Raw genomic sequence first — 25379 nt, 5'->3', positions numbered from 1 at the left:
CCTTTGATCTCAGACGGCGGGAGCGGGCTCGGCGTCGGCGGTCCGGCTGCTGCCGATCCCCCGCACCAGGCCGAGCTTCCCGGCGACGACGTACAGGACGAAGGCCACGACGAGCGAGTTGATGCTCGGCAGGCCCCACTCGACGAACTCGCCGAAGAGCGCGGCAGCGACCCAGACGACGAGCGTCGCGGGCACCCACACGGGCGCGTCGTCGGGCACGGTGCCGCGAGCGCGGGCGGATTCCAGGTCACCGCGCCACTTCTTCACCACGAAGTACTCGGCGACCATGATCCCGGCGATCGGCGGGAACGCGACGCCCAGCACGGTGAGGAAGTCGGTGAACTTCGCCAGGATCCCGGCCGCGGCGAGCAGGCTGCCGGCCACGCCGAGCACGGCCGTGACGAGCCCGCGGTGGGCCTTGCGACCGGACACCGTGCCGATGAAGTTCACGACCCCCAGACCGGAGGAGTACAGGTTCCAGTCGTTGATCTTCATCGTGCCGGCGATGACGATCAGCAGCCCGATCCAGCCGACCGACGACGTCACGATGGTGGTGATCCCGGCGCTGCCGACGGCGTGCGCGAGCAGGACGCCGGACAGGCCGATGACGTACTCGCCGAGCGTGATCCCGACGAGCGTCTGCTTGACGACGTCGGCGGTGGTGCGGTTGAAGCGGGTCATGTCCGGGGTGATGACGGCGCCGACGATGAACCCGCCGGCCACCAGCGTGGTGCCCTGCAGCAGGCTCAGCGACGGTCCGGGCGGGGCCGAGGAGACGAGCGTGCCGAAGTCGTGGCGGGTCAGCTCGGAGATGACCGACCAGCCGACCAGGACGAGGAACGCCGGCACGGTCAGGTACGCCGTCCAGGCCATGGAGTGGAAGCCGCGCACCACGATCGCGGTGACGATCAGGCCGAACACGAGCGCCCAGCCCCACTCCGGCAGGCCGCCGATGAGCGCGACGAGGCCCTGTGCGGAAACCGCGGACTGGATGCCGAACCAGCCGATGAGGCTGATCCCGATGGCGAGCCCGATGAGCGCCGAGCCGCCGCGGCCGAAGCCGGTCCAGCGGGCGATCATGGACGTGGACAGACCTTCGCGGACGCCGATGACGCCGACGAGGATCGTGATGAGCTCCAGGATGACCGAGCCGAGGGTGAAGGCCAGGACCGCGGTCCAGAAGCTCATCCCGAAGCCGACGGTGGCTCCGAGCAGGAACTGGGACAGGGCGGACACCTGGCCGAACCGCTGGACGGCGACCGACCACCACGAATACCGGGCGTGGTCCGGCACTCTGGTGAGGGCATAGTCATCGACACCGACTGGTGAGGCCACGCCGACCTCCTAAGGGGACGGGGATTGGTTCCTCGCACCGTAAGCAGCGGTCCCGGCGGCGTCACCGTGCGATGTGCACAGTCCCAGCGTCAGAGCTGTGCACTCAGCCCAGCGGATCCACTCCGGTCAGCGTGACACTTTCCGCCCACAGGCGCCCGGCGGCCGCGTCGTCGGTCAGGTTCTTCCAGCGCTCTTCGAGGCGGGGGCGCCCGCGCAGGCCGAACACGCGCGGGCCCCACAGCTGCCCGCCGGTGACGTCCGGGCCGAGCACCGCGCGGACGGCGGGGCGTGCGCCGGCGTCCTTGCCCTGCAGGAGCGCGCGGGCGGGCAAGCCGCGCAGCCACTGGCCGGCGGTGCGGACGTGCACCGGCGGGCGTGACGGCGTCAGCGAGTCGAGTGCGCCGCCGGGGTGGGCCACCACGCTCAGCCGCTTCGAACCGGCCTCGCGCAGCCGCCTGTCGAGCTCGAAGGCGAAGAGCATCTGGGCCAGCTTCGACCGTTCGTAAGCGCGCTTCGGCTGGTAGTCGCGTTCGCTCTGGAGGTCGGCGAAGTCGAGGCTCGACGACTTCGCCGCGAAGCTGCCGGTGGTGACGATGCGCGCGTCCGGTGCCAGTCGCGGCATCAGCCGGGCGACCAGCGCGAAGTGACCGAGGTGGTTGGTGCCGAACATCAGCTCGTGGCCGGCCGCGGTCTCCCGTCGCGGTGGCGCGTCGAGCATGACCCCGGCGTTGCAGACGACGGCGTCGAGCTCGCCGGAGTCCACCCCTTCGAGTGAGGCCAGGTCGGCGAGGTCGAGCCGGACGTGCGTGACGTGCGCGCCGGACACCCGCGAGCGGATCGCCGTGGCCGCGATCGCGGCCTTCGCCGGGTCCCGGCTGCCGATCACCACCTCCGCGCCCGCCGAAGCCAGCTGCTCGGCGGCGAAATAGCCGATCCCGGCGTTGCCCCCGGTCACCAGCACCCGCATGGACGTCCCCTCCCCGTGTCAAGCTGTCCCGCATGGAGAACGCTACCGGCTACCGGCGGTCGGCCGGCTCGGCCCGCGGCGAGACACGACGCCGGGAACTGCTGGCGAGGATCACCGACGACGTCGCCGAGAACGGTCTCGTCGACTTCTCGCTGCGGCGCGCGGCGAGGTCGGCCGGCACCACGCACAAGGTGCTGCTCTACCACTTCGAAAGCGCCGAAGACCTGCTCCGCCAAGTGGTCTTTTCGTTGCGTGAGCGGCGGATCGGCAACGCGCTGACCGCGGTCGCCGCCTCGTCGTCGTCGCTGGCCGACCGGGTTCGCGCCGCCTGGGTGAGCCTGCGCGACGAGGAGTCGGAGCTGCGGCGGGTCCTCGACCAGGCGATGGGCCTGGCGATGTACGACCCCGGCCGGTACGCGGCGCTCGGGCGCGGCGCGTCCCAGCAGTACCTGCCGACCCTGCTGTCGTTCTGCCCGCCGGACTGGCCGGAGCAGCGGAAGTTCGAGGTCGCGTCGATGATCCTCGCGACGCTGCGAGGCTTCCTCGTGGACCTGCTGACCAGCCAAGACGGCGACGGCGCGGCCGCCGGGTTCGAGGCGCTGCTGCGGGCGGTCGAACGGGAGGAAGCGGCTTCCTGACGTCTCGACAGTTTGCGAACCACGTGGTTCACTTCGGGCATGCGGATCGAGCTGACTGCGGGAACCGTCGACTACACCGACACGGGCGGGCCGGGCCCGGTCGTCGTCTTCGTCCACGGCCTGCTGATGGACGGGACGCTGTGGGACGGCCCGGTCGCCGGGCTGACCGGCCACCGGTGCGTCGTCCCGACCCTGCCGCTGGGCGCACACCGGCACCCGATGCGCTCCGACGCCGATCTGTCGATGCCCGGGATCGCCGCCTTGCTGGCCGAATTCCTCGAGCGCCTCGACCTGCGGGACGTGACGCTCGTCGGCGTCGACACGGGTGGCGCGCTGGTGCAGCTGCTGATGGTGGCGGGCGAGTCCCGGGTGAGCCGCGTGGTGCTGGCCTCGTGCGACGCGTTCGACAACTTCCCGCCGGGACTCACCGGCAAGACGCTGTTCCTGACCGGGAAGCTGTCGCCGGGGTTGTTCGGGGTGTTCATGCAGCAGATGCGGCTGCGCGCGGTGCGCCGGCTGCCGATCGCGTTCGGGTGGCTGACGAAGCGCGGCGACGCGGTGTCCGCCCGCTGGATCCGGCCGTTGCTGAGCCAGGCGGGAATCCGTCGCGACACCGTCCGCGTCCTGCGCGCGGCGGCCGCGTCGCCGGGGATCCTGCTGGACGTCGCCGAGCGGCTGCCGTCGTTCGACCGGCCGGTGCTGCTGGTCTGGGCGCGCGAGGACCGCGTGATGCCGCCGGAGCACGGTGAACGGCTGGCGGCGTTGCTGCCGAAGGGAAAGCTCGTCGAGGTGGACGACAGTTACACGCTGATCCCGCTGGACCAGCCGGCCGAGTTCGCGCGGCTGGTCGGGGAGTTCACAGCCGGCTGAGGCCGTGGAGGATGCGTTCCATCAGTTCGAGGCTCGGCCGGTTACCCGACCCCCTCCGGGCGGTGTGCACGGCGACGATCCCCCGGTCCGCCAGATCGGACAGCAGGACCCGCGCCACCCCCAGTGGGATCCGCCGCCGCGCCGCGACCTCGGCGACCGACTGCGATGTCCGGAGCAGCGCGCAGATCTCCGACTCCTCGGTCGTGCTCCCGCGCACCACCGCCCGCCCCCGCTGGGTGATCGACACGAGCGTCTCGATCGGGAGGTCCCGGGTCGGGCGCGTTCGGCCATGGGTGCGGAAGTACGGGCGGACCATCCCCGCCCCGCCTTCTTCGAGCACGGACCCCCAGTGCACAGCCAGCTCCTCACGGCGATTAATCCTTGTCGGCGATTATTTGACCTAAAGATCGAGTAGGCCGCAATCGACCGAACAGAGCAACGCCGGAAAAAAAGCAGGTCAGCGGCCCGTCATCGGTGCGGTACTGCCCCGAAGGACTAGTTGTGTCCCGAGAATCGACGGTGATGTCGCGATTTTTCCCCCGGACAATCTCGCCAGGAGGAGCCGCCCGGCCCGCTCGCCGAGCTCGGGCACGGGCTGCGCGACGGTGCTCAGCTCGAGCAGGTCGGCGAGGTCGTGATTGTCGAACCCGAGCACCGAGACGTCCTCCGGTACCCGCAGCCCGGCCCGGCGCAGCGTCCGCAGCGCCCCGAACGCCATTTCGTCCGACGCGGCGAACACCGCGGTCGGCCGGCGGGGCAAGCCGAGGAGAGCGCCCATCGCGCGTTCCCCGCCCGCGACCGTGAACCCGCCGCCGGTCTCGAACCCGGCTTCCGGCTCGCGGCCGTCCTCGCGGCACAGCGCGTGGTAGACCTCGCGGTACGCCGCCAGCCGCCGCAGCGGGGTCGTGAACCCGAGCGGGATCGGGTCACTCTCGCCGATGAACGCGATCTCGCGGTGGCCCAGCTGGACGAGGTGGCGCATCGCGGTGACCGCGGCGCCGTGGTCGTCGATCCCGATGGAGTCCCCGCCGGGTTCTTCGGTGCCGATCGTGACGAGCGGGACGTCGAGACCCAGCAGCAGCTCGCGTTCGACCTCCGTGAGGGGCAGGGAAAGCACGAGCACCGCGTCGACCCGGCGGCGCAGCGGGAGACCGGCGAAGAACCGGCCGCGGCCCGGGTCGTCGCCGAGGTTGTAGAGCAGCAGGCTGATCCCGGCGTCGCGGAGCACCCGCTCGACGCCGGAGATGAGGCGTGAGAAGTACCAGCGGTCGACGTAGGGCACGATCACGCCGACCGTTCCCGTCCGGCCGGTGGCCAGGCTCGACGCGGCGGGCGAGATGGCGTACCCGAGCTCCGCGGCGGCCGCGACCACCCGCGTCCGCGTGCGGTCGGCGACGCCGGGCAGCCCGCGCAGGGCCCGCGACACGGTGGCCGCCGAGACGCCCGCCAGCCGCGCGACGTCGTCGAGCTTCTCCGGCATCTCCTGCCCCATTCGTTGCAAGCGCTTGCAACCATCCGAGTTTCTGCCATTGACACTGGCCTTGATCAAGGCTAATCATCGATGCAAGCGCTTGCAAGAGCGTGGCCCGTCCGGCAAGGAGGCCGCCATGCGCCAGCTCCTCTCCGCCACCGGCGCGGCCTTGATGGCCGCCACCGCGCTCAGCGCGTGTTCCTCGGCCGGCGGGCTGACGATCAACCTGTACATCTCGCCGGAGGACCACCTGCAGACGGTGGTCGACCGGTGCACGCAGGAGGCCGCGGGCCGCTACAAGATCGTCTACAACAAGCTGCCCCGCGGCGCGGACGGCCAGCGCGAGCAGATGGTCCGCCGGCTCGCCGCGGGCGACTCCTCGCTGGACGTGCTCGGCCTCGACGTCACGTGGGTCCCGGAGTTCGCCGAAGCGGGCTGGGCCGAGGAATGGACCGGCGCGAGCGCGGCGGCGGCCACGCAGGACGTGCTGCCCGGACCGCTGGCCACCGCCAAGTGGAACGGAAAGCTTTACGGCGCAACCAAGAACACCAACGTCCAGCTGCTCTGGTACGACGACCGGATCACCCCGTCGCCGCCGAAGACGTTCGACGAGCTCATGACGCAGGCGCAACAGCTGAAGGCCGCCGGAAAGCCGTACCAGGTCGTGTTCACCGGCGCGCAGTACGAAGGGCTGGTCGTCTTCTACAACACGCTGGTCGCCTCCGCGGGCGGGCACATCCTCTCCGACGACGGCAAGTCCGTGGTGATGGACGACGGCGCCGTGCGCGCGTTGGAGCTGCTGAAGAAGCTCACGACGGCGGGCATCACGGACCCGTCGCTGACGAACCAGAAGGAGGACGACATCCGTCAGGCGTTCCAGCGCGGCCAGGCGGCGACCGAGCTGAACTGGCCGTTCGTGTACGCCTCCTACGCCAAGGAAAAGCCGCAGGATCTGGCGCACTTCAAGTGGACGCGGTACCCCTCGGTGCAGCCAGGGCAGGCCAGCCGCGTCACGATCGGCGGGTTCAACCTGGCGGTCTCCACGTATTCGCAGCACAAGCCGGAGGCGTTCGAAGCGGCGCTGTGCCTGCGGAACGCGACTTCGCAGAAGTACCAGGCCCTGGTCGACGGCATCCCGCCGAGCATCGCGTCGATCTACCGCGACAACGCGCCCCTGGACCCGGCGAAACCGGCGGACCCCAAGGAAAATCCGACGATGGCGGACCAGTACCCGATGAAGGGCGACATCCAGGCGGCCCTGACGGACGCGGCGGTCCGCCCGCTCACCCCGGCGTACCAGAACCTGTCGACGGTGATCTCGAAGGTGCTCTCCCCACCGGCGGAGATCGACGTCCAGGCGACGGCGAGCGAACTGCGCGAACGCCTGACGGACGCGCTGAACTCGCGGGGCATCATCCCCTGACCGACCGGGCGGCGGGCCACCGCGGGCCGTATCGTGGACGGCATAGGCGAAACCGAGCGGGACCAGCAGACCGAGCGCGCCCGCGTCGCCGACGAACGCGACGACCGGGCCGACAAACGCGACAGCCAGGCGGACGACCGCGACCGCCGTGCCGACGAACGCGACGAACGTGCCGAACTCCGCGAAACCGTGGCGGACAAACGCGAAAAGCGAATCAAGTTCCACGAAGCCCGGTTCGAGTCGTCGCCAGGGATTCCCCCGAACTTCGAGGTCACCCTCGCGGAGATCGACCACGAATCCCTCGACGGAGCCGGCGCCGAGGTGGACCGGGCGAAGGCCCGCCTGGTCGCGTCGACGGCCCGATCGGAACGAGAGCAGGCGGAGATCGACCGCGAGGTCGCCCGGTCCCTGCGGACCGAACTACCGCCCGGCTGAGCCTTGCAGGTCAGAGGCGGATCGGCTTCTTGTTCATGAACTCCTCAATCCCCAGCGGCCCCAGCTCCCGCCCAATGCCCGACCGCTTGATCCCGCCGAACGGCAGATCCGCCTCGGACCCACCGGACTTGTTCAGGTAGACCATGCCCGCCTCGATGCGGCGGGCCACGCGCGTCGCCCGTTCGCGGTCTGTGCCGAACACGCTCGCGCCCAGGCCGAACGGCGTGTCGTTGGCCAGGGCGATCGCCTCGTCCTCCGTCTCCGCGCGGAACAGCAGCACCACCGGGCCGAAGATCTCCTCGTGGTACGCCGCCATCTCCGGGGTCACGTCGGTGAGGACCGTTGCCTCCAGGTACGCGCCCGGGCCGGGGACTCGGCGGCCGCCTGCGCGCAGGGTCGCGCCTTCGCGGATCGCCGTCTCGACCTGGGCCGCCACCTCGTCCGCCGCCGCGATCGAGGCCAGGGGCGGCAGCGTCGTCGCCGGGTCGGCCGGGTCGCCCGGCACGTAGTACTCCGCGACGCGCTTGGCCAGCCGGTCCACGAACTCGTCGTAGAGCTCGCCCAGCACGATCATCCGCTTGGGCGCGTTGCACGACTGGCCGCAGTTGCGCATCCGCGCGGTCGCGGTGACCTTGACCGTCTCGTCCAGGTCGTCGGTGTCCAGCACGATCAGCGGGTCGGACCCGCCCAGCTCCAGGACGCACTTCTTGAGGTTCCGCCCGGCTTCGGCCGCGACGGAGATGCCGGCCTGCTCGCTGCCGGTCAGCGAGACGCCGACCAGGCGCGGGTCGGCGAGCATCCACGGGACCTGCCGGCTCGAGGCGAACACGTTCACGTACGCGTCGTCGGGCACGCCGGCGTCCCGCAGCACGCTCTCGATGGCCGCCGCCGAGCGTGGGCAGATCGACGCGTGCTTGAGCAGGATCGTGTTGCCCAGCACCAGGTTCGGCGCGACGAACCGGGCGACCTGGTAGGCCGGGAAGTTCCACGGCATGACGCCGAGCAGTGCCCCGATCGGCTCCTTCGTCAGCACGGCTTCGCCGCCGCGGATCGGGAGGGGCTCGTCGGCCAGCAGGTCCGGGCCGCGGTCGCCGTAGTACCGGAAGATGTCGACGACGACGCCGACCTCGCCCCGGCCTTCGTTGATCCGCTTCCCCATCTCGAGGGTCATGATCGCGGCCAGCTCGTCGGCCCGTTCGGCGAACAGGTCCGCCGCGCGCAGCACGATCTCGGCCCGCTCGGCGACCGGCCGGGCGCGCCAGGCCGCGAACCCGCCGTGGACGCGGCCGATCGCGGCGCGGACCTCGTCGTCGGTCGAGTTCGGGATCTCCTCCACGAGTTCACCGGTGGCGGGGTTGGTGACGGAATACATGGCGGTCTCCTCTGCCCAGGCAGCCAACTGAGCCTACTGCATACTGTATACACCATGGGATCACCAATCGACACCCGCGCGGCGGTACCCGTCGGCGCGTGATCGACTATCGTTTCCCCATGACGCTGGAGATCACCGGCGGATCCTCTTTCTCCGCCCTGGCAAGGGAAACCGGTCAATGGACCCGTCGCTACGCAGGTGGCGCGGTCACGTTCGGCTGCCCCGGGCGCACGTACGAACGCGCCCCGCGGGTATGGGGCGGCCGCGGTCTCGGTCTGCCCGAAGACGAGCTCCCGGCCCTCGCCGGGCAGCTCAAGCGCGTGATGAAGCACGAGGCGTACTGGCTGGCGCGAGCCGAGTGCCAGGACCGCCGGGCGGGCGACGCCACGCGCTGGTCAGCAGGCCGTTATGACGACGAAGACGGCTTCGTTTACTTCGCAGGCCCGTGTACGCATGGTGACCCGTGGCCGGGATACCGGCCCACGGAAGAATTCACGATCACGCTTCCGCACGTCCGGGGATTGCGGATCCGGGTGGCCGCCTACCTGGCCGCCGGATGACAGGAAAGAGTCGTTCATGTCGTCCGGCGAGGTGAACGAGTCGTTCACGGCATCGGCGCGCCGGGCTTTCCGCGCCGGGGCCGTCGCGGCGATAGTCAGCGGTATACCGTCGACCGCCCACGCTCTCCTCACCGGCCGTGACCTGCTCGCCGCGACCCGCGCCGCCGGCACCCTGCTCCCCGGCCTGCGCGACCGGCCCAGCGTCGCCGCCGGACTGATCGCGCACGTCGTCGTCTCGGCCGCCTGGACCGGCGTCCTCGCCGCGATCGCCCGCCGCCACCGCCTCGGACTGCTCCGGGGCGCGGCGGCCGGGCTCGTGATCGCGGCACTGGACCTGGGCGTAGCCGGCCGGGCCTACCCGGCCGTGCGGGCGCTTCCCCGCGCCCCGCAGGTCCTGGACCACCTGGTGTTCGGCGCCGTCACCGGCGCGCTCCTCGACCGTCCACAGGGGACGGATCAGGGCACGACCTGGACGACGTCACCCGGGTGCAGCGAGTTGTAGAACGTCACCGCGGCCGCGTGCGAAAGGTGCACGCACCCGTGGGACTTCACCTTCAGGCTGCCCTGGTGGAACGCCACGCCGGTGGTCGTGAAGAACACCGAGTACGGCATCGGCCCGTTGTACTGCTTGCTGTAGTGGTCGATGTCCTTGTACTGCACGTGGAACATCCCGACCGGCGTCGGGTACTTCGCGAGCCCGACGGTGATCGGGACGCCGCCGTAGGTGACGTTCCCGGCGCCGTCCGTCAGCCACGCCGTATTCGAACTGCGCTGGACGCAGGCCTTCGCTTCGGCACTGCACGGCGTCGACGCCGCTTCGGCCGTTCCCGCGAAAGCCAAGGTCCCCGCCATCGCGGCGACCCCGCCCAGTAGTGCGATCATCCTCCGGTTCATCGCGTGCCTCCCGTCGTCGTTCGGCTACGCGGTGTAGGATGCCCAGTTCTCGGATCTTCGAATCAGCGAAGATCAGTTCCGCGGCTGGGACAGCCCGAGGAACTCGTTCTGTTCGCGGTCGTAGCGCTGGGTCAGCCCGTTGCCGTAGCGGTCCCACCAGTTCGCCGTGTGACCGCCTTGGCGCGTGGTCGTGTCGCCGTAGATCTGCCGGTCGTACTCGATGCGCGCGTCGTGAAACTCCTGCTGGAACTGCTCGGGCGTGAGGCCCTGCGCGTGCTGGACCGCCGCGTCGCTGATCGTGCCCGAGCTCCGGACGATGTCGTCGCCCGCCATGTGGTTGAGGATCGCGCGCACGCCGCCGGCCCCGCGCATGTGCGCGCCGGACATGACCGCGGCCTGCGTGCCGGGATCGGTGAAGTTGAGCGCGCCCGCGGTGCGCGCGTTCGCGGTCATCAGGTCCGAGACGACGGCGCGTTCCTCCGCGCTGCCGATGCCGTACTGCTCGCGCGCGGCGATGATCCGGTCGTAGCCGTTGTGCATGTTCTGCCGGAAGCCGTACGCCTCCGGCACGCCGCCCTGCTCCCCCGTCGCGCCTTCGGAGCGCATGATCGAGTCGACGACCCGTGCGTCGAGCTGCGGCGGTGCCGCCGCGGCCGCCGCTCCCCCGCCGCCCTGGGCCGCGTTCCGGCCACCGCCATAGGCTTGCGCGACGTCGGTGTCGGCCGCGTTGTAGCCGTTCGCGGCCGTCTGGACGTTCTGGTTGACGTTCGTGATCAGGCTCAGGAACTTCTGCAGCGCGCTGCCCAGCGAAGAGTGCAACGCCGAGTTCGCGGCGGCGACCCCGCTGCCGATGCCGGCGAACGACATCGCGTCCAGCACCAGGCCTTCCAGGTCGCGGGTGGTCGACAGGAAGGACGACCCGACTTCTTCGACCGCCCTGGCGACCGTCCCCATTTCGGTGGTTTCGGCGCGGTAGGCCCCGGCACTCATGGTCTGCTCCCTCCGGATTCCGGCTCTGCGCGTCGAGAATTCCGCACCGGACGATCCCGGCACACGGCCGAATTACCCACTGCGGTACCGGTGGGAGTGCCCACTCCGACGCTAAAGTCGGGGCATGGAGAAACCCCAGGACGACCCGAACGTCGTCGAAGGCGAGATCGTCGACGAGACACCGACCGCCGCGCTGGCGATCCCCTCGCCGCCGCTCCCGGACCCGGACTACAGCGAGGGCGGCGTGCCCAGCTTCGACTTCGTCCGCGACAAGATCGAGAACCGCTACACGACGTCGCTGGGGGCCCAGGACGTCGCCGGGCTGGGTACGGAGAACACCACCGAAGCGCTCGACAAGAAGATCGCCGACCGCGACCAGGCCGCCCAGGACCGGCTGGCCGCGATCCGCCGCTCGATGCGCGGCGAGTAGCTCAGCCGAAGATGGCCACGGGATCGCCGGTGTACCAAGCGTTTTCGATCCGCACCCGGCGCATGACCCAGCGGTCGCCGTCGCGGACCAGCGCGACGTCGTAGCGGTTCTTCAGCAGCGCGTGCCTGCCGTGGTCGTCGCTCAGCAGGTGCTGGGCCTCGACCAGGGCCGTCAGCCGCGCGGTGTCGCCGTCCACCGTGACGCGCGGGTTGGTCACTTGGTGCGTCGTGTCGACGCGGCCCTCGAACAGCGCGAGGATCGTGTCGACGATCGCGTCCCGGCCCGTCATCAGCGGCGGCTCCGCACCCCAGCGCGCGGCCGCCGGCCGGAAGTCCAGCTCCGCGTCGGCGGCGAACGACGACGCGAACAGCGCGCGGTCCTTGAGGTCCTGGCCGAGGCCGAAGCGGTACAGGGCGTCGACGATCTCGATGTGGTCGTTCATGCTTCCAGCGTCGCCACACCCGCGACGCCGATCAACGCGCTTCTGTGCCACGATCGTGAAGCAGGAGTGAATGATGGGGGCCGGGAATGGCGGAGACGCGCGAGGTCGAGTCGTTCCTGGCGCTGGCCGAAGAGCTGCACTTCGGCCGCACCGCGGACCGGCTGCGCGTCTCGACCGCCCAGGTCAGCCAGACGATCCGGAAGCTGGAACGGCGGATCGGCGCGCCGCTGTTCACCCGGACCAGCCGCCGCGTCGAGCTGACGCCGGTCGGGCGGCAGCTCCTCGCCGACCTCGGGCCGGCGTGGTCGGCGGTCGGCGCGGCCCTGGACCGGGCGGTCGAGGCCGGCCGCGGGGTCACCGGCACGCTGTGCGTCGCGTTCGGCGACGCCGCGGGCGGGCAGCTGCTGGCCGGGGTGGCCGAGCTGTTCCGGCGGCGGGCGCCCGGCTGCGAGGTCGAGTTCCGCGAGGTGCGCCCGGCCGAGGTCCTGCCGTGGCTGCGCGAGGGCGAGGTCGACGTCGTGCTGGCCGGGCTCCCGCTCGACGGCCCCGACCTGGTCACCGGCCCGGTATTGGTGCGGGAGAAGCGCTTCCTCGCCATGGCGGCGGGCCATCCGTTCGCGCGGCGGGACGCGGTACCGGTCGCGGACCTGGCGCGGGTCACGGTGCTGCGCTGCGCGCTGCCCGACCCGTGGCTGGACGACCACGCGCCCGGTGCGATTTCGCGGCCGCGCGCCGGGCTGCAGGAGCTGCTCACGCTGGCCGGCGCGGGTGAGGGCGTGCTGCCGGTCGGCGCCCACATCCGGCGCTACTACCCGCGGCCGGACGTCGCGTACGTCCCGCTCGACGGCGCGCCCCGGCTCGAGTGGGGCCTCGTCTGGCGGGACGGTTCCGCGACGGCCCGGGTGCGCGCCTTCGCCGAAGCCGCGGCCGACCTGGTCCGCGAACCGGCCTGACGAGCGACGGCGGATGGTCTGAAGGGATCTTTCCTCGCGTCACATGCGATGAAGGTGGCCTTCAGCCCGGCAGCCACCGCATTTCCACCGGCTGGCACGCGGCGATCGCCGTCAGCCGGTTCGGGAACACCCGTACCAGGCCGGCGAGCCCCGTCAGCCGCACCACCCGGTCGGCCACGCTCCCGGGCGTGACGATCAAGCAGCCGGCTATGCCGCGGTCCCGGCAGCTCTCGACCGCCTCGAGCAGCCCGTGGGCCCCGCGCGCCGACAGGAACTCCAGCGCCGTCAGGTCGAGCACCAGCAGGTGCGGCCCCGGCAGTTCGCAGATGGCGGCTTCGATCAGCGTCGTCCACCGCACCACGGTGCCGATGTCCAGCTCGCCGCGGATTTCGACGACCAGCACACCGCTGGTCCGCTCCGAGACGGTTTCTTTCCGGTCGCGCATCGCGCGCCTCCCCAGGACCGGATCGGGGCCGGCCCAGGCCCATCGTCCCACCGCGGCGCCGCCTTGGCCGCGCGGATGGCGAACGCCGCGCGGACGGCTCAACCGCCGCGGCCGTCCGGCTCAACGTCCACTGTGGACGCTCAACCGCGCCAGCCACTCCCGCAACAACGTCACCTCGGCGGCCGTCAGGTCTCCCGGCGCCGTCTCCGGCAGCTGGGCGGCGAGCGTCGTCGCCGTCACCGCGACGTCGTCGGGCTCCGGCGGTGCCCCGGCCAGCACGCCGGCGAGCACGCTTTCCCGCACGCGGACGGAAAACCCGGGATCCGGGTAGAGCTCCGGCCGGGTGATCATCGACAGCGCGACACCGGCGTTGGCCGCCATGACCATCTGCGCGGCGAGCGGCGGCGGCAGCTTCAGCCGTCCGGCGGCCGCGCACCGCTCCAGGACCGCGAGCAGCAGGCTGTGCGCCTCGGCGGCCGCCCCCGGCGGGGTCGACAGGCCCGAGTACATCAGGCGGTAGTGGTTGGGGTTGTCGAGCGCGAAGGCGACGTGGTTGTCCCAGCCGTCGCGCAGGTCGCGCACCGGGTCGCCGGACGGCTTCGCGGCCCGCTTGCCGGCGAGGTACTTCTCGAACCCGCGGTCGACGACGGCGGCGAGCAGGCCCTCCTTGTCACCGAACTGGCGGTAGAGCGCCGGCGCGCCGACACCGGCGGCCTCGCAGACCGCCCGCGTGGAGAAGTCGGCCTCGGCCGAATGCGCCAGCAGGTCGGCAGCAGCCTCCAGAATCCGCGTTCTCACATCCACGACAACGACGCTACCAGCGGATATCATCGATATCAAGCAGAAGGTAGCATCGGTTCGCCTACTGTGTTAGCGTCGTTTACACAACCACGACAACATCGATACTAAGGACACCACCATGCCGTTCGCCAACTTCAAGGTCCCCGCCGGCACCCTCACCCCGGAGCAGAAGGAGCTGATCGTCACCCGCACCACCGACCTGTACGCCGAGATCTACGGCGACCGCGCCCGCGCGAACACGATGGTGCTGGTCGAGGAGGTCGCCGACGGCGGCTGGGGCATCGGCGGCGACGTGCTCACCCTCGCGAAGCTGCAGGCCGGGTGACGTCAGGCTTCCGTAATCCTCTCGTGGAATCATCTCCTGACCGCCGAAGTTGTACAGGTGGCAGCACCAGACGAGGAGAAGGAGTGACGCCGTGAGCACGTCAACCGAAAGGGCCGTCCTGGCCGGCGGCTGCTTCTGGGGCATGCAGGAGCTGTTCCGCCGTCAGCCCGGGGTGATCTCGACCCGGGTCGGTTACAGCGGCGGCGACGTCCCGAACGCCACCTACCGCAACCACGGCACGCACGCCGAGGCCATCGAGGTGGTCTACGACCCCGCGCAGACCACGTTCCGCGACCTGCTCGAGTTCTTCTTCCAGGTGCACGACCCGACCACCAAGGACCGTCAGGGCAACGACATCGGCCTGAGCTACCGCTCGGCGATCTACTTCGAAAACGACGAGCAGAAGCGCGTCGCCGAAGACACGATCGCCGATGTCGACGCGTCCGGGCTGTGGCCGGGCAAGGTCGTCACCGAAGTCAGCCCGGTGGGCGACTTCTGGGAGGCCGAGCCGGAGCACCAGGACTACCTGCAGCGCATTCCGAACGGGTACACCTGCCACTTCGTGCGCCCGGGCTGGAAGCTTCCGAAGCGCGAGAAGACCGCCTGACACACTCGTATCACCAAAGGCCCCTTCGCCGATTCCCGGCGGAGGGGCCTTCGTCATTTCGGACGCGGGAAAGATCACCCGAACGGCGGTGATCCGCTTCGCGTCCTGAGTGGACAGTCAGGCGATCGAATCCCAATAGTGTTGAATGTCCTGTTTGGGAAGTATTGCTCCCGGTAGATAAGACCGTACGTTAGTCGCTTGTTCACGAGCCTCCGGCACCGGATTCTGATTTTCGTTCCACAGCACCACCTCTCGTCCCCTTGATCGGACCCGGTCTCGAACCCGGGTCTGGTTCACCCTGCCCGGAGGAGATCCCTCGATGGAACTGAGACGTCCAGTCGTCTTGGCAGCAACCGGCGTACTCGTCGGCGCGCTCTGCATCACCGGTACCGCACAGGCGCAACCCACCCCGAACGCCACTCCGGACGCCGCACCGAGCGCCGTGGCCCAGGCCGCGACCGCGGCCGCCGGTCTCGTGGCGAGCAGGCCCGCCGCGCTGCACGCCAGTGCGGACGACGTTTTCCAGGCCCAGAAAGCGATTTCCTCGACGAACGGCCTCCAGTACATCCCCTACGAGCGCAGCTACAAGGGCCTGCCCGTGGTCGGCGGCGACTTCGTCGTGGCGACCGACTCGACGGGCCAGGTGCTCGGCACCTCCGTCGCACAGGACCAGACCATCAACCTCGCCACGACCACCGGGAAGGTGACGAAGGCCGCGGCCGAGGCGACCGCGCGGCAGCAGCTGTCCGCCGTGGACAGCGTGAGCCCCGCCCAGCAGGTCGTCTACGCGCTCGGCGCGCCGACGCTGGCCTGGAAGAGCACCGTCGTCGGCCGCGACGCCGAAGGCCCGAGCCGGCTCGACGTCATCGTCGACGCCGCCACCGGCAAGGTGCTCAAGACCCAAGAGCACGTCATGAACGGCGACGGCACCAGCGCGTACAACCGCCCGAACCCGGTGCACCTCGACACCACCCACTCGGGCAGCACGTACACGCTGAAGGACCCGGCCATCACCAACACGTCCTGCCAGGACGCGGCCAACAACACCACCTTCAGCGGGCCGGACGACGCCTGGGGCAACGGCAACGCGACCAGCCGCGAAACCGGCTGCGTCGACGCGCTGTTCGCCGCCCAGACCGAGAACAAGATGCTCTCGCAGTGGCTGGGCCGCAACGGTTTCGACGGCAGCGGCGGCGGCTGGCCGATCCGCGTCGGCCTGAACGACGAGAACGCCTACTACGACGGCACCCAGGTCCAGATCGGCCACAACACGCAGAACCAGTGGATCGGTTCGATCGACGTCGTCGCGCACGAGCACGGCCACGGCATCGACGACCACACCCCGGGCGGGATCTCCGGCTCGGGCACGCAGGAGTTCGTCGCGGACGTCTTCGGCGCCTCCACCGAGTGGTTCGCGAACGAGCCCTCGGGCGGCGACGTGCCGGACTTCCTCGTCGGCGAGTCGGTGAACCTCGTCGGCTCCGGCCCGATCCGCAACATGTACAACCCGTCGGCGCTGGGCGACAAGAACTGCTACGACAGCTCCGTCCCCAACGGTGAGGTCCACGCGGCCGCCGGCCCCGGCAACCACTGGTTCTACCTGCTGGCCGAAGGCACCAACCCGACCAACGGGCAGCCGACCAGCACGACGTGCAACAGCTCGTCGGTCACCGGCATCGGTGTCCAGAACGCGGTGAAGATCTTCTACAACGCGATGCTGCTCAAGACCTCCGGCAGCTCGTACCTGAAGTACCGCACCTGGACCCTGACCGCGGCGAAGAACCTGTTCCCGGGCAGCTGCACCGAGTTCAACACCGTCAAGGCGGCGTGGGACGCGATCAGCGTGCCGGCGCAGTCGGCCGACCCGACCTGCTCGGCGACCGGCACCGTCACGGTGTCCAACCCGGGCAACCAGTCGACCGTCACCGGCACCGCGGTGAACCTGCCGCTGTCGGCCTCGGGCGGCACCTCGCCGTACTCCTGGACCGCCACCGGCCTGCCGGCCGGCCTGTCGATCAACGCCTCCACCGGCACGATCTCGGGCACCGCGACCACCGCGGGCACCTCGAACGTCACGGTGACGGCGAAGGACGCGGCCAACAAGACCGGCACGGCGTCGTTCAGCTGGACCGTCGGCACCACCACCGGCTGCTCCGGCCAGAAGATCGTCAACGGCGGCTACGAGTCGGGCGCGGCGAACTGGACCGGCACCACCGGCGCCATCGGCCAGTGGGCGTCCTCGGGTGAGGCCGCGCACGGCGGCACCTACTCCGCCTACCTCGACGGCTACGGCTCCACCCACACGGAGTCCGTCGCGCAGTCGGTGAGCATCCCGGCCGGCTGCCACGCCAGCCTGACGTTCTACCTGCACATCGACACGGCGGAGACGACCACCACCACCGCCTACGACAAGCTGACCGTCACCAACGGCAGCGCCACGCTGGGCAGCTACTCCAACCTGAACAAGGCTTCCGGGTACGCCCTGAAGACGGTCGACGTTTCGTCGGCCGCCGGCGGCACCCTGGCGCTGAAGTTCACCGGCACCGAGGACAGCTCGCTGCAGACGTCGTTCGTGATCGACGACGTCGCGGTGACGCTGAGCTGAAACCGCTGAATCCGCACTGAAAAGGCGGGGAGACCGGGAATTCCCGGCTCCCCGCCTTTTCGCTTTCCGCCGTCCGCGGGAGCAGAATCGGCCCATGGACACCGAAGAACTGCGCGCGACCCAGGCCCCGCTGAAGGACAAGTACCGCGAGGCGCCGGAAAGCGCGCTCGTCACGTTGCACGCCGACGCCGAGCTCGACGGCCTCGGGATCTCCTGCAAGGTCGAGACCGGCCGCGCGATCGTCGAGGCCGGACTGCACCCGGCGACCGGCGGCGACGGCACCCTCGCCTGCTCGGGCGACATGCTGCTCGAAGCGCTCGTCGCGTGCGCCGGCGTGACGCTGCGGGCGGTGGCGACGTCGCTGGGCCTCGAGGTGCGCGGTGGGCGCGTCCGAGCCGAAGGCGAACTGGACTTCCGCGGCACCCTCGCCGTCGCGAAGGACGCGCCAGTGGGCTTCCGGGCGATCCGGCTGTCGTTCGAGCTGGACACCGACGCTTCCGCAGAGCAGCTCGCCACGCTCGAGAAGCTGACCGAGCGCTACTGCGTCGTGTTCCAGACGCTGCGGACGCCGCCGGAGCTGGCCGTCACGCTTTCGGCGAACTGAGCGCACCTCCGGGAGAAACCCGGAGGACAAAGCGGACGCCGGTGGCCTAGCTTGGCGGGGTCACCGAGAGGGGAAAACCGCCATGCCGGAACCGGACAGCGCCGTCCAAGTGCGCGGGCTCGTCAAGACCTACGGATCGACCCGCGCGCTCGACGGCGTCGACCTCGACATCCCGGCCGGGCGGGTGCTCGGCCTGCTCGGTCCGAACGGCGCCGGGAAGACCACGATGGTCCGCATCCTGACGACGCTGCTGCGGCCGGACTCCGGCGAGGCGCGCGTCGCCGGGTACGACGTCCTGGCCCAGCCCGACGAGGTGCGGCAGCGGATCGGGCTGTCCGGTCAGTACGCGGCCGTCGACGAGAACCTCACCGGGTTCGAGAACCTCTACATGGTCGGGCGGCTCTACGGCAGGCGGAAGTCCGCCGCCCGCTCGCGCGCGCGGGAGCTGCTGGCGCGGTTCGCGCTCGAGGAGGCCGCCGACCGGCCGGCGAAGGGCTACTCGGGCGGCATGCGCCGGCGTCTCGACCTGGCCGGCGCGCTGGTCGCCGAGCCGACCGTCGTGGTCCTCGACGAGCCGACCACCGGCCTGGACCCGGGCGGGCGCCTCGACACGTGGGGCGTGATCAAGGAGCTGGTCGCGGACGGCACGACTGTCCTGCTGACCACCCAGTACCTCGAAGAGGCCGACCAGCTCGCCGACTCGATCGTGGTGATCGACCACGGCCGGGTGATCGCGCGCGGCACGGCCGACGAGCTGAAGGCGCAGATCGGCGGCGAACGGCTGGAGCTCGTCGTCGCCGCGGTCGCGGACCTGCCGGCCACCCTGGAGGTGCTGCGCCAGGTGGGGACCGGCGAGCCGTCCGGCGACGACCACACGCGGCGCGCGGAGATCTTCGTCGACACCGGGCCGAAAGCGCTCATCGAGGCGCTGCGCCGGCTGGACGGGCAGGGCATCGCCGTCCAGGACGTCGCCCTGCACCGGCCGACGCTCGACGACGTGTTCCTGTCCCTGACCGGCCACGGCGCCGAGTCCGCCTCGAAGGAGGCCGCGAAGTGAACGCGCTGGCGAAGGGCATCTCGGACGGCGGCATCATCACGTGGCGCAACCTGATGAACGTCCGCCGCAACCCCGACTGGCTGATGGCCGCGACCCTGCAGCCGATCATGTTCGTGCTGCTGTTCGCGTACGTCTTCGGCAACGCGATCGGCGGCGAGTCGGGAGGCGCGGCCTACCGCGAGTTCCTCATCGCGGGGATCTTCGCCCAGACGGTGGCGTTCAATTCGGCGTTCACGGTGATCGGCTTCGCCAACGACCTGCAGAAGGGCATCATCGACCGGTTCCGGTCCTTGCCGATGTCCCGCATCGCGGTGGTCCTCGGGCGCACGACGTCCGACCTGGTGGTCAGCGTGGTGGCGCTGATCGTGATGTCGGCGTGCGGCCTGCTCGTGGGCTGGCGGATCCGCGGCAGCTTCTGGGACGCGCTGCTCGGCTACCTGGTGATGCTGATGTTCGCATGGGCCTTGTCCTGGGTCGGCGCGCTGATCGGCCTGGCGGCGCGCAGCGTCGAGGTGGCGCAGAGCCTCGGGCTGGTCTGGATGTTCCCGCTGAGCTTCATCTCCTCGGCGTTCGTCCCGACGCAGACGCTCCCGGCGTTCCTCAAGGCGATCGCGGACTGGAACCCGTTCACGGCGGTGATCAACGCCACGCGGGATCTGTTCGGGAACCGGTTCGGGCCGGCGCCTTCGGGGTGGCCGGCGGAGAACGCGGCGCTGTACGCGATCCTTTGCTGTGTCGCGATCATCGCCGTGTTCGCGCCGCTGGCGACGGCGAAGTACCGGCGGGTGGCGAGCAAGTGATCCCGGTCCGAAGAGGACTTCAGCCGAGGTCCTCTTCGGACAGTTCCACGATCGGGATCACCCGCTTGGCCTTCCGGGCCTTCGCCTGGTGGTCAGCCAGGAACGGATAGTGCTTCTCCAGCTCCGTCCACGTCCGCACGTAGTCCGCCCCCAGCAGCGGCAGCGCTTCCCCGTCGAATGTCGCGCCGTCCACTTCCACCTTCACCCGGGAATCCGCGATCAGGTTCAGGTACCAGCCCGGGTGCTTCGCGGCCCCCATGTTCGAAGCCACGACCAGCAGTCTCTCGCCGTCGCGGTGGTACATCATCGGCACCGTGCGCCGCTTACCGGAGCGCCGGCCCGTCGTCGTCAGCAGCACCAGCCGCTCGCGGTGCATGCCCTCGACCTCACCGCCCGCCCGGAACTGCTCGATCACGCGGCGGTTCGTCGTCCTCACGTCGGCGGTGTCCACGCTCACTGGTCGTAGTAGCGGGTCGGCGGCGGCTGCTGTTGCGGGTACTGGCGCGTCGGCGGCGCGGGTTTCTGCTGGCTGCGGCGCCGGTGCAGCGTCCGGGCGCTCGCCGCCATGCTGTTGACCACCGCGGCGATCACGAGCCCGATGACGAGGTTGATCGCGGCCGTGGCGATCTTCGCGCTCGGTGCGACGGTCAGCGTCAGCGGCAGGACCACCGCGATCAGCGTCACCAGCACCATGATCCAGCCGAAGAACTGCGACGGCGCGGGCGTGGCGACGCTGAGCAAATGCATCAGCCCGGTGGCGAGCAGGGCCACCGCGGCGGCGACCAGCGCGTACGTCGTGGTGCTCGCGTTGCCCCAGACGCCCTCGCCTTTTGGGGCCAAGACTTCGACTTCGAAGACCCCTCGCGCGATCAGCAACCCGACCACCGCGAGCAGGGCCGCGATCACCGCCGTCGCCACGCCGCCCGCCCACAGCCTGCGCGCGTCGATCCCCGGGCGGACGTCCTGGGGCTGGTTCCCGTAGTAGTCGGCCATCAGAGCCTTCCTAGGTCGGCTGCGCCTCTCACCCTCGATTGTCCCCTGTTTCGGCCCCGTCCGCGATTTGCGCTGGAGCGCACTCCAGCTCGTACCGTCGAGGCATGAGCACCGCACAGCACAAGATCGGATCGGGCTTCGGCGCCACCACCACGGCCGCCGAAGCCGTCGAGGGCGTCGACCTCACCGGGAAACTCGCCGTCGTGACCGGCGGGTACTCCGGGATCGGCCTCGAAACCACCCGCGCGCTCATCGGCGCGGGCGCGCACGTCGTCGTCCCGGCCCGCCGCCGCGCGACCGCCGAAGAAGCCCTCGACGGCCTCGAGAACGTCGAGGTCGACGAGCTGGACCTGGGCGACCTCGACAGCGTCCGCGCCTTCGCCGAGCGCTTCCTGGCCACCGGACGGCGGATCGACCTCCTCATCGCCAACGCGGGCGTGATGGCCTGCCCCGAAACGCGCGTCGGCCCGGGCTGGGAAGCCCAGTTCGCCACCAACCACCTCGGGCACTTCGCGCTGGTCAACCGGCTGTGGCCGGCCGTCGCCGACGGTGCCCGCGTGGTTTCGCTGTCCTCGCGCGGCCACCACAACTCGGCCATCCGCTGGGACGACGTCCAGTTCACCCGGGGCTACGACAAGTGGGCCGCCTACGGGCAGGCCAAGACGGCCAACGTGCTCTTCGCCGTCCGGCTCGACGAGCTGGGCGCGGAGAAGGGCGTCCACGCGTTCGCGCTGCACCCCGGCGGGATCATGACGCCCCTGCAGCGGCACCTCCCGAAGGAGGAGATGATCGAGCGCGGCTGGATCGACGAGGCCGGCACCTTCCTGATGGAGTTCAAGACGCCGGAGCAGGGCGCGGCGACCACGGTCTGGGCCGCGACGTCGCCGCAGCTGGCCGGGCTCGGCGGCCTGTACCTCGAGGACTGCGACGTCGCCGAACTGTCCCCTCCGGACGCCGAGGGCATGGCCGCGTCGGGCGTCCGCCGGTACGCCGTCGACCGCGAGGAGGCCCGTCGCCTGTGGACACTGTCGGCGCAGCTCACCGGCGTGGACGCCTTCGCGTGATCTTCTGACGTTTGCCGCTCACGCGATCCGGGTACATCGCGGCCGTGGCCGACGACGCCGGTGGAACGGGGAACGCGCCGATGAGCGACGCGGACGACGTCACTTGTGCTCGCTTCGCCATCGGCGAGTTCGCCGTCCATCCCCGTTCGCTCGACGAACATCCGCCGGAGCTGCTGGCCGGGCGCTACGAGGTCGGCCGGCTGATCGGCAGCGGCGGCACGGCCCGCGTGTACCGGGCCTTCGACCTGCGGCTCTCGCGGGAGGTCGCGGTCAAGATCTACGACCGGGACGTGGTCGCCCTGGACCAGCGCCGCCGGCTGCGCGAGATGAGCATCCAGGGCAGCATCGCCCACCCGGGCGTGGTGGCGTTGCTCGACAGCGGCACCGACCACGGCCGGACGTACCTGGTGATGCAGCTGGTCGAGGGCGAGAACCTCGCTGAGCGGCTGCTGAGCGGCCCGATGCCGGTGGCCGAGGTGACGGCTCTGGCCGACGGGCTCGCCGAGGCGCTGGCCCACGTGCACGCGCGGCGGATCGTCCACCGGGACCTCAAGCCCGCCAACGTGTTCCTGTCCGCGGACGGCCCGCTGATCGGCGACTTCGGCATCGCCCACGCCCTCGACACAACGCACATCACCGGCACGGGCGTGGTCCCGGGCACGGCGGCGTACCTGGCGCCCGAGCAGGTCGGCGGCGAGCCGGCGGGCCCGCCGGCGGACGTGTACGCGCTCGGGCTGATCCTGCTGGAATGCGCGACGGGACAGCGCGAGTACCCGGGCACGATGATCGAGGCCGCGATGGCGCGGCTGACGCGGCCTCCGCGGGTCCCCGAGGGGTTGCCGCCGTCGCTCGCGCACACGTTGAGGCGGATGACGCAGCGGGAGCCGGCCGACCGCCCGACGGCGGTGGAGGTCAGGCAGCTGCTGCACGCGCCGGCGCCGACGCTGCCGTGGGCCACCGGACGTCGCGGGCTCGCGGCGGCGGGGATGCTGCGGCGCTGGCACCGGGCAGCGCCGCCCGCCCGCGGAGGGCGCGACGCCGGCGACCCCACCGTGCGCGACATCCGCACCCCGCACCGGCCCCCCTCCACCGGTCCCCGGAAGATCCTCACCGCCGCGGGCCTGTCCCCGGCCAGCGACCCCGCCCAGCGCCGCCGGTTCACCGCGGCCGCCGGGCTGACCGCCGCGGCCGTCGCCGCCGTTTCGGCCATGCTGCTCTCCACGCAGGAGCCCGGGACTCAAACCCCGGCTCAGCCGCCCGCGCCCAGCTCCCCCGCGCCCGCCCAGGCGTCGGCACCGCTCGCCGCGTCCGCGACGCCGGAGCCGGGCCCCGGCGCGACCGAGTCCGCCGAGCTCGAACCGGCCGCCGTCACCCACGAGACCCAGGCCGCGCCGAAGACCACGAAGCCCGGCAAGCCGCCGAAGCCCGAGACCCACGGCAAGGGCAAAGGCAAGGGCCCGGGCCACGACTAGGACCACCGGCGGGGCCGATCCGGGCCCAACGGCCCTAGCGCGGAAACCCATTCGTAATAGACCGTGAGCCGTCTCGAATTGTTTCCCCGAATTCGGACTCGAAGCAATAACGACCGGTAACCGGAACCCGCTCCGTCCCGACACACACCACGTGTCCGCACGGCGCTTTCCGGCCCGGGCACCACCGCCGGGAATCCCCGTCCCGCCGGTTCGACGACTTTCCGGAGGTCTTGATGAGTGTCCACGCTGCCCTCGTGCGGCCGGTTTTCGGAACACCGCGCGGCCGGCACGCCAAGCCCCGCTCCGCGTGGCCGCGCGTTGCCGTCAGGACGCTCTTCCTCTTGTGCGCGGTGATCTCCGCCGTCGCCGTCATCGGTGCCGGCTGGCCGCCCGTGCTGCTCGTCGTGCCCGTCGCCGCGCTCGTGCTGCTCGTCGCCGGCGTCGTGAAACTGCGGACCGCGGCCGCGAAGATCGACTCCATCTTCGCCGAAGAACTGACGCGGGAAACGCCTGCCGAAACCGGCGTGAGCGTCGAGATTTCCTGACCTCAGATCATTTTCCGCACGCCACAAAACTGCTCCTCGGCAAAGGGATGACACCCCTGGTGACCTCGCCCGGCCCCGGCGTACAACGGTCGGGCACGGCCACCGCAACGCCCGTCGGGCGTTCAAGATTGGGGAGTCACCATGGCCGATCCCGCTACTCCTGCGCCGCCGGTCGAGCTCGACCGGGTCCGCACCGAACTGGCCGCACAGGGCCACCCCTGGGTCATGGGCGAGAACTCCATGACCATTCTCGAAGAAGACCAGCGCCGGCACCGCTTGGGCGTGCCGCTGCCGCCGGAGAGCGAACGGCGTGAGCTGGAGACGCAGGCGAAGTCCCTCACCGCCGGGGAGGCCGCCCGCGCCGGCGCCGTTTCCGGAGCCGGTGCGCCCGCGCAGTTCGACAGCCGCAACGCCGGCGGCGCCAACTACGTCACGCCGGTCAAGGACCAGGGCGACTGCGGCTCGTGCGTCTCCTTCGGCACGGTGGCCACGATGGAGACGGTCGCCGCGTTCACCCGCGGGCAGCCCGGCCTGAGGCTCGACCTGTCCGAGGCGCACCTGTTCTACACCCACGGCGCGAACGACGGCGCGACCTGCGACACCGGCTGGATGCCCGACCGGGCGCTGAAGGCCTGTCACGACGTCGGCATCACCTACGAGGACTACTTCCCGTACAGCCCCCGCAACCGCTCCGGCGCCAAGCTGAACGCCGACTGGCCGAACCGGCTCGCGACCACGCCGTCCTACACCGCGCTGACCGGCAACCCGGCGGCGATGAAGGAGAAGCTGGCCGCGTGCGGCGCGCTCGTCGCGTGCTTCCTCGTGTACCAGGACTTCTTCTCCTACAAGTCGGGCGTGTACCGCCACGTCACCGGCGCGCTGGCCGGCGGCCACTGCGTCACGCTCGTGGGCTACGACGACGCCCAGGGCTGCTGGATCGCGAAGAACAGCTGGAACACCAGCTGGGGCGACGGCGGCTTCTTCCGGATCGGCTACGGCGAGTGCGGCATCGAGACCTGGCAGGTCGAGCAGGTCGGCGCGGTGAACCTGCGCTCGTGGACCGGCTCGACGCCGGTACTGGGCCTGTGGAGCAACGACCAGGACCGCAACACCTGGGCGTACCTGAAGGACTTGGGCTGGCTCCACCTCGCCTCGGACGACGAGGTGATCAACAAGGCCATGCTCATCGAGCTCGTCGCCGCGAAGCAGGGTGGCCGTCCGGTCAACGCGTTCAACAACAACGGCACGATCATCGAGACCTACGTCTTCTAGGAGCGCGAG

Annotated in this window: 30 protein-coding genes; 18 read left to right on the top strand and 12 right to left on the bottom strand. The window is 70.7% G+C overall.

What is annotated here, in order from left to right; all coding sequences use genetic code 11:
* Window positions 1-9 precede the first annotated feature (9 nt).
* Complete coding sequence (locus tag AB0M59_RS21155; RefSeq protein ID WP_364617376.1) at window positions 10-1335, bottom strand: cytosine permease; 1326 nt, start codon at window positions 1333-1335, stop codon at window positions 10-12.
* A 103-nt stretch (window positions 1336-1438) separates the two neighbouring features.
* Window positions 1439-2302: an SDR family NAD(P)-dependent oxidoreductase gene (locus AB0M59_RS21150; RefSeq protein WP_364617374.1), complete on the bottom strand. Its 864-nt coding sequence runs from the start codon at window positions 2300-2302 to the stop codon at window positions 1439-1441.
* 32 nt (window positions 2303-2334) lie between these two features.
* On the opposite strand from AB0M59_RS21150, the gene AB0M59_RS21145 reads away from it, so the two are divergent.
* Both AB0M59_RS21145 and AB0M59_RS21140 read left to right on the top strand, forming a co-directional pair.
* Window positions 2335-2940, top strand: coding sequence for a TetR/AcrR family transcriptional regulator (locus AB0M59_RS21145; protein WP_364617372.1), 606 nt, complete (start codon window positions 2335-2337; stop codon window positions 2938-2940).
* A 39-nt stretch (window positions 2941-2979) separates the two neighbouring features.
* On the top strand, window positions 2980-3810 hold the full coding sequence (locus AB0M59_RS21140; RefSeq protein ID WP_364617370.1) for an alpha/beta hydrolase: 831 nt from the start codon (window positions 2980-2982) through the stop codon (window positions 3808-3810).
* Here AB0M59_RS21140 and AB0M59_RS21135 read toward each other — a convergent pair.
* Window positions 3797-4165: a DUF742 domain-containing protein gene (locus AB0M59_RS21135; protein ID WP_364617368.1), complete on the bottom strand. Its 369-nt coding sequence runs from the start codon at window positions 4163-4165 to the stop codon at window positions 3797-3799. The two genes, AB0M59_RS21140 and AB0M59_RS21135, sit on opposite strands and share 14 nt — an antisense overlap.
* 102 nt (window positions 4166-4267) lie before the next feature.
* Window positions 4268-5290: a LacI family DNA-binding transcriptional regulator gene (locus AB0M59_RS21130; RefSeq protein ID WP_364617366.1), complete on the bottom strand. Its 1023-nt coding sequence runs from the start codon at window positions 5288-5290 to the stop codon at window positions 4268-4270.
* A 127-nt stretch (window positions 5291-5417) separates the two neighbouring features.
* On the opposite strand from AB0M59_RS21130, the gene AB0M59_RS21125 reads away from it, so the two are divergent.
* Together AB0M59_RS21125 and AB0M59_RS21120 are read left to right on the top strand one after the other, a co-directional pair.
* Entirely contained in the window at window positions 5418-6704 is a 1287-nt protein-coding gene (locus tag AB0M59_RS21125; protein ID WP_364617365.1) for an ABC transporter substrate-binding protein, read from the top strand.
* A 33-nt stretch (window positions 6705-6737) separates the two neighbouring features.
* The gene (locus tag AB0M59_RS21120; protein WP_364617363.1) at window positions 6738-7139 is read left to right on the top strand and encodes a hypothetical protein; all 402 of its coding nucleotides are present in this window, start codon (window positions 6738-6740) and stop codon (window positions 7137-7139) included.
* Window positions 7140-7149: 10 nt separating this feature from the next.
* Here AB0M59_RS21120 and AB0M59_RS21115 read toward each other — a convergent pair whose 3' ends face one another.
* A complete protein-coding gene (locus AB0M59_RS21115) occupies window positions 7150-8511 on the bottom strand; it encodes an NAD-dependent succinate-semialdehyde dehydrogenase (RefSeq protein ID WP_364617361.1) in 1362 nt (453 codons plus the stop codon).
* Window positions 8512-8630: 119 nt separating this feature from the next.
* Between AB0M59_RS21115 and AB0M59_RS21110 the strand changes: the two genes are divergently transcribed.
* Window positions 8631-9071 carry a hypothetical protein gene (locus AB0M59_RS21110; protein ID WP_364617359.1) on the top strand — a complete coding sequence of 147 codons (441 nt, stop codon included), beginning with the start codon at window positions 8631-8633 and terminating at the stop codon, window positions 9069-9071.
* A gap of 16 nt (window positions 9072-9087) precedes the next feature.
* Window positions 9088-9573: a hypothetical protein gene (locus AB0M59_RS21105; RefSeq protein WP_364617357.1), complete on the top strand. Its 486-nt coding sequence runs from the start codon at window positions 9088-9090 to the stop codon at window positions 9571-9573.
* On the opposite strand, the gene AB0M59_RS21100 is transcribed toward AB0M59_RS21105, so the two are convergent.
* Window positions 9528-9965 carry a L,D-transpeptidase gene (locus AB0M59_RS21100; RefSeq protein ID WP_364617356.1) on the bottom strand — a complete coding sequence of 146 codons (438 nt, stop codon included), beginning with the start codon at window positions 9963-9965 and terminating at the stop codon, window positions 9528-9530. The genes AB0M59_RS21105 and AB0M59_RS21100 overlap by 46 nt on opposite strands.
* A 72-nt stretch (window positions 9966-10037) precedes the next feature.
* Window positions 10038-10955, bottom strand: a complete 918-nt coding sequence (locus AB0M59_RS21095) for a hypothetical protein (protein WP_364617354.1) — start codon at window positions 10953-10955, stop codon at window positions 10038-10040.
* A 124-nt stretch (window positions 10956-11079) separates the two neighbouring features.
* Here AB0M59_RS21095 and AB0M59_RS21090 point away from each other — a divergent pair, with 124 nt between their 5' ends.
* Entirely contained in the window at window positions 11080-11385 is a 306-nt protein-coding gene (locus AB0M59_RS21090; RefSeq protein ID WP_364617352.1) for a hypothetical protein, read from the top strand.
* Between the two features lies 1 nt (window position 11386).
* On the opposite strand, the gene AB0M59_RS21085 is transcribed toward AB0M59_RS21090, so the two are convergent.
* Window positions 11387-11827 carry a nuclear transport factor 2 family protein gene (locus tag AB0M59_RS21085; protein ID WP_364617350.1) on the bottom strand — a complete coding sequence of 147 codons (441 nt, stop codon included), beginning with the start codon at window positions 11825-11827 and terminating at the stop codon, window positions 11387-11389.
* 86 nt (window positions 11828-11913) lie between these two features.
* On the opposite strand from AB0M59_RS21085, the gene AB0M59_RS21080 reads away from it, so the two are divergent.
* Window positions 11914-12780: a LysR family transcriptional regulator gene (locus AB0M59_RS21080; RefSeq protein ID WP_364617348.1), complete on the top strand. Its 867-nt coding sequence runs from the start codon at window positions 11914-11916 to the stop codon at window positions 12778-12780.
* 61 nt (window positions 12781-12841) lie between these two features.
* Here the strand turns inward: AB0M59_RS21080 and AB0M59_RS21075 are convergent, their stop codons facing one another.
* Together AB0M59_RS21075 and AB0M59_RS21070 are read right to left on the bottom strand one after the other, a co-directional pair.
* Window positions 12842-13225, bottom strand: coding sequence for an STAS domain-containing protein (locus AB0M59_RS21075; protein WP_364617347.1), 384 nt, complete (start codon window positions 13223-13225; stop codon window positions 12842-12844).
* Window positions 13226-13345: 120 nt separating this feature from the next.
* Window positions 13346-14029: a TetR/AcrR family transcriptional regulator gene (locus tag AB0M59_RS21070; RefSeq protein ID WP_364617345.1), complete on the bottom strand. Its 684-nt coding sequence runs from the start codon at window positions 14027-14029 to the stop codon at window positions 13346-13348.
* Between the two features lie 115 nt (window positions 14030-14144).
* Here AB0M59_RS21070 and AB0M59_RS21065 point away from each other — a divergent pair, with 115 nt between their 5' ends.
* The 6 genes from AB0M59_RS21065 to AB0M59_RS21040 all read left to right on the top strand — a co-directional run bounded on the left by AB0M59_RS21065 (window position 14145) and on the right by AB0M59_RS21040 (window position 20024).
* A complete protein-coding gene (locus tag AB0M59_RS21065) occupies window positions 14145-14351 on the top strand; it encodes a 4-oxalocrotonate tautomerase family protein (RefSeq protein ID WP_364617343.1) in 207 nt (68 codons plus the stop codon).
* 91 nt (window positions 14352-14442) lie between these two features.
* Window positions 14443-14958 carry a peptide-methionine (S)-S-oxide reductase MsrA gene (msrA, locus tag AB0M59_RS21060; protein WP_364617341.1) on the top strand — a complete coding sequence of 172 codons (516 nt, stop codon included), beginning with the start codon at window positions 14443-14445 and terminating at the stop codon, window positions 14956-14958.
* A gap of 319 nt (window positions 14959-15277) precedes the next feature.
* Window positions 15278-17563, top strand: a complete 2286-nt coding sequence (locus tag AB0M59_RS21055) for a M4 family metallopeptidase (protein ID WP_364617339.1) — start codon at window positions 15278-15280, stop codon at window positions 17561-17563.
* Window positions 17564-17657: 94 nt separating this feature from the next.
* Window positions 17658-18167 carry an OsmC family protein gene (locus AB0M59_RS21050; protein WP_364617337.1) on the top strand — a complete coding sequence of 170 codons (510 nt, stop codon included), beginning with the start codon at window positions 17658-17660 and terminating at the stop codon, window positions 18165-18167.
* 82 nt (window positions 18168-18249) lie between these two features.
* Window positions 18250-19224: an ATP-binding cassette domain-containing protein gene (locus AB0M59_RS21045; protein WP_364617335.1), complete on the top strand. Its 975-nt coding sequence runs from the start codon at window positions 18250-18252 to the stop codon at window positions 19222-19224.
* On the top strand, window positions 19221-20024 hold the full coding sequence (locus AB0M59_RS21040) for an ABC transporter permease (RefSeq protein ID WP_364617333.1): 804 nt from the start codon (window positions 19221-19223) through the stop codon (window positions 20022-20024). Before AB0M59_RS21045 ends, AB0M59_RS21040 begins: the two co-directional genes overlap by 4 nt.
* A gap of 19 nt (window positions 20025-20043) precedes the next feature.
* On the opposite strand, the gene AB0M59_RS21035 is transcribed toward AB0M59_RS21040, so the two are convergent.
* Together AB0M59_RS21035 and AB0M59_RS21030 are read right to left on the bottom strand one after the other, a co-directional pair.
* Window positions 20044-20460, bottom strand: a complete 417-nt coding sequence (locus AB0M59_RS21035; RefSeq protein WP_364617332.1) for a nitroreductase/quinone reductase family protein — start codon at window positions 20458-20460, stop codon at window positions 20044-20046.
* Window positions 20461-20477: 17 nt separating this feature from the next.
* On the bottom strand, window positions 20478-21017 hold the full coding sequence (locus AB0M59_RS21030; RefSeq protein WP_364617330.1) for a DUF6069 family protein: 540 nt from the start codon (window positions 21015-21017) through the stop codon (window positions 20478-20480).
* Between the two features lie 104 nt (window positions 21018-21121).
* On the opposite strand from AB0M59_RS21030, the gene AB0M59_RS21025 reads away from it, so the two are divergent.
* The 4 genes from AB0M59_RS21025 to AB0M59_RS21010 all read left to right on the top strand — a co-directional run bounded on the left by AB0M59_RS21025 (window position 21122) and on the right by AB0M59_RS21010 (window position 25370).
* Window positions 21122-22081: an SDR family NAD(P)-dependent oxidoreductase gene (locus tag AB0M59_RS21025; RefSeq protein WP_364617328.1), complete on the top strand. Its 960-nt coding sequence runs from the start codon at window positions 21122-21124 to the stop codon at window positions 22079-22081.
* 80 nt (window positions 22082-22161) lie between these two features.
* Window positions 22162-23553, top strand: coding sequence for a serine/threonine-protein kinase (locus AB0M59_RS21020; protein WP_364617327.1), 1392 nt, complete (start codon window positions 22162-22164; stop codon window positions 23551-23553).
* A gap of 233 nt (window positions 23554-23786) precedes the next feature.
* Window positions 23787-24098 carry a hypothetical protein gene (locus AB0M59_RS21015; RefSeq protein ID WP_364617325.1) on the top strand — a complete coding sequence of 104 codons (312 nt, stop codon included), beginning with the start codon at window positions 23787-23789 and terminating at the stop codon, window positions 24096-24098.
* A 141-nt stretch (window positions 24099-24239) separates the two neighbouring features.
* Entirely contained in the window at window positions 24240-25370 is a 1131-nt protein-coding gene (locus AB0M59_RS21010; protein WP_364617323.1) for a C1 family peptidase, read from the top strand.
* Window positions 25371-25379: the final 9 nt, after the last annotated feature.

The organism is Amycolatopsis sp. NPDC051371 (assembly GCF_040682155.1).
GTDB lineage: Bacteria > Actinomycetota > Actinomycetes > Mycobacteriales > Pseudonocardiaceae > Amycolatopsis.
The sequence above is the reverse complement of the archived record's forward strand: the minus strand, read 5'-3'. Positions and strand labels throughout refer to the sequence as shown.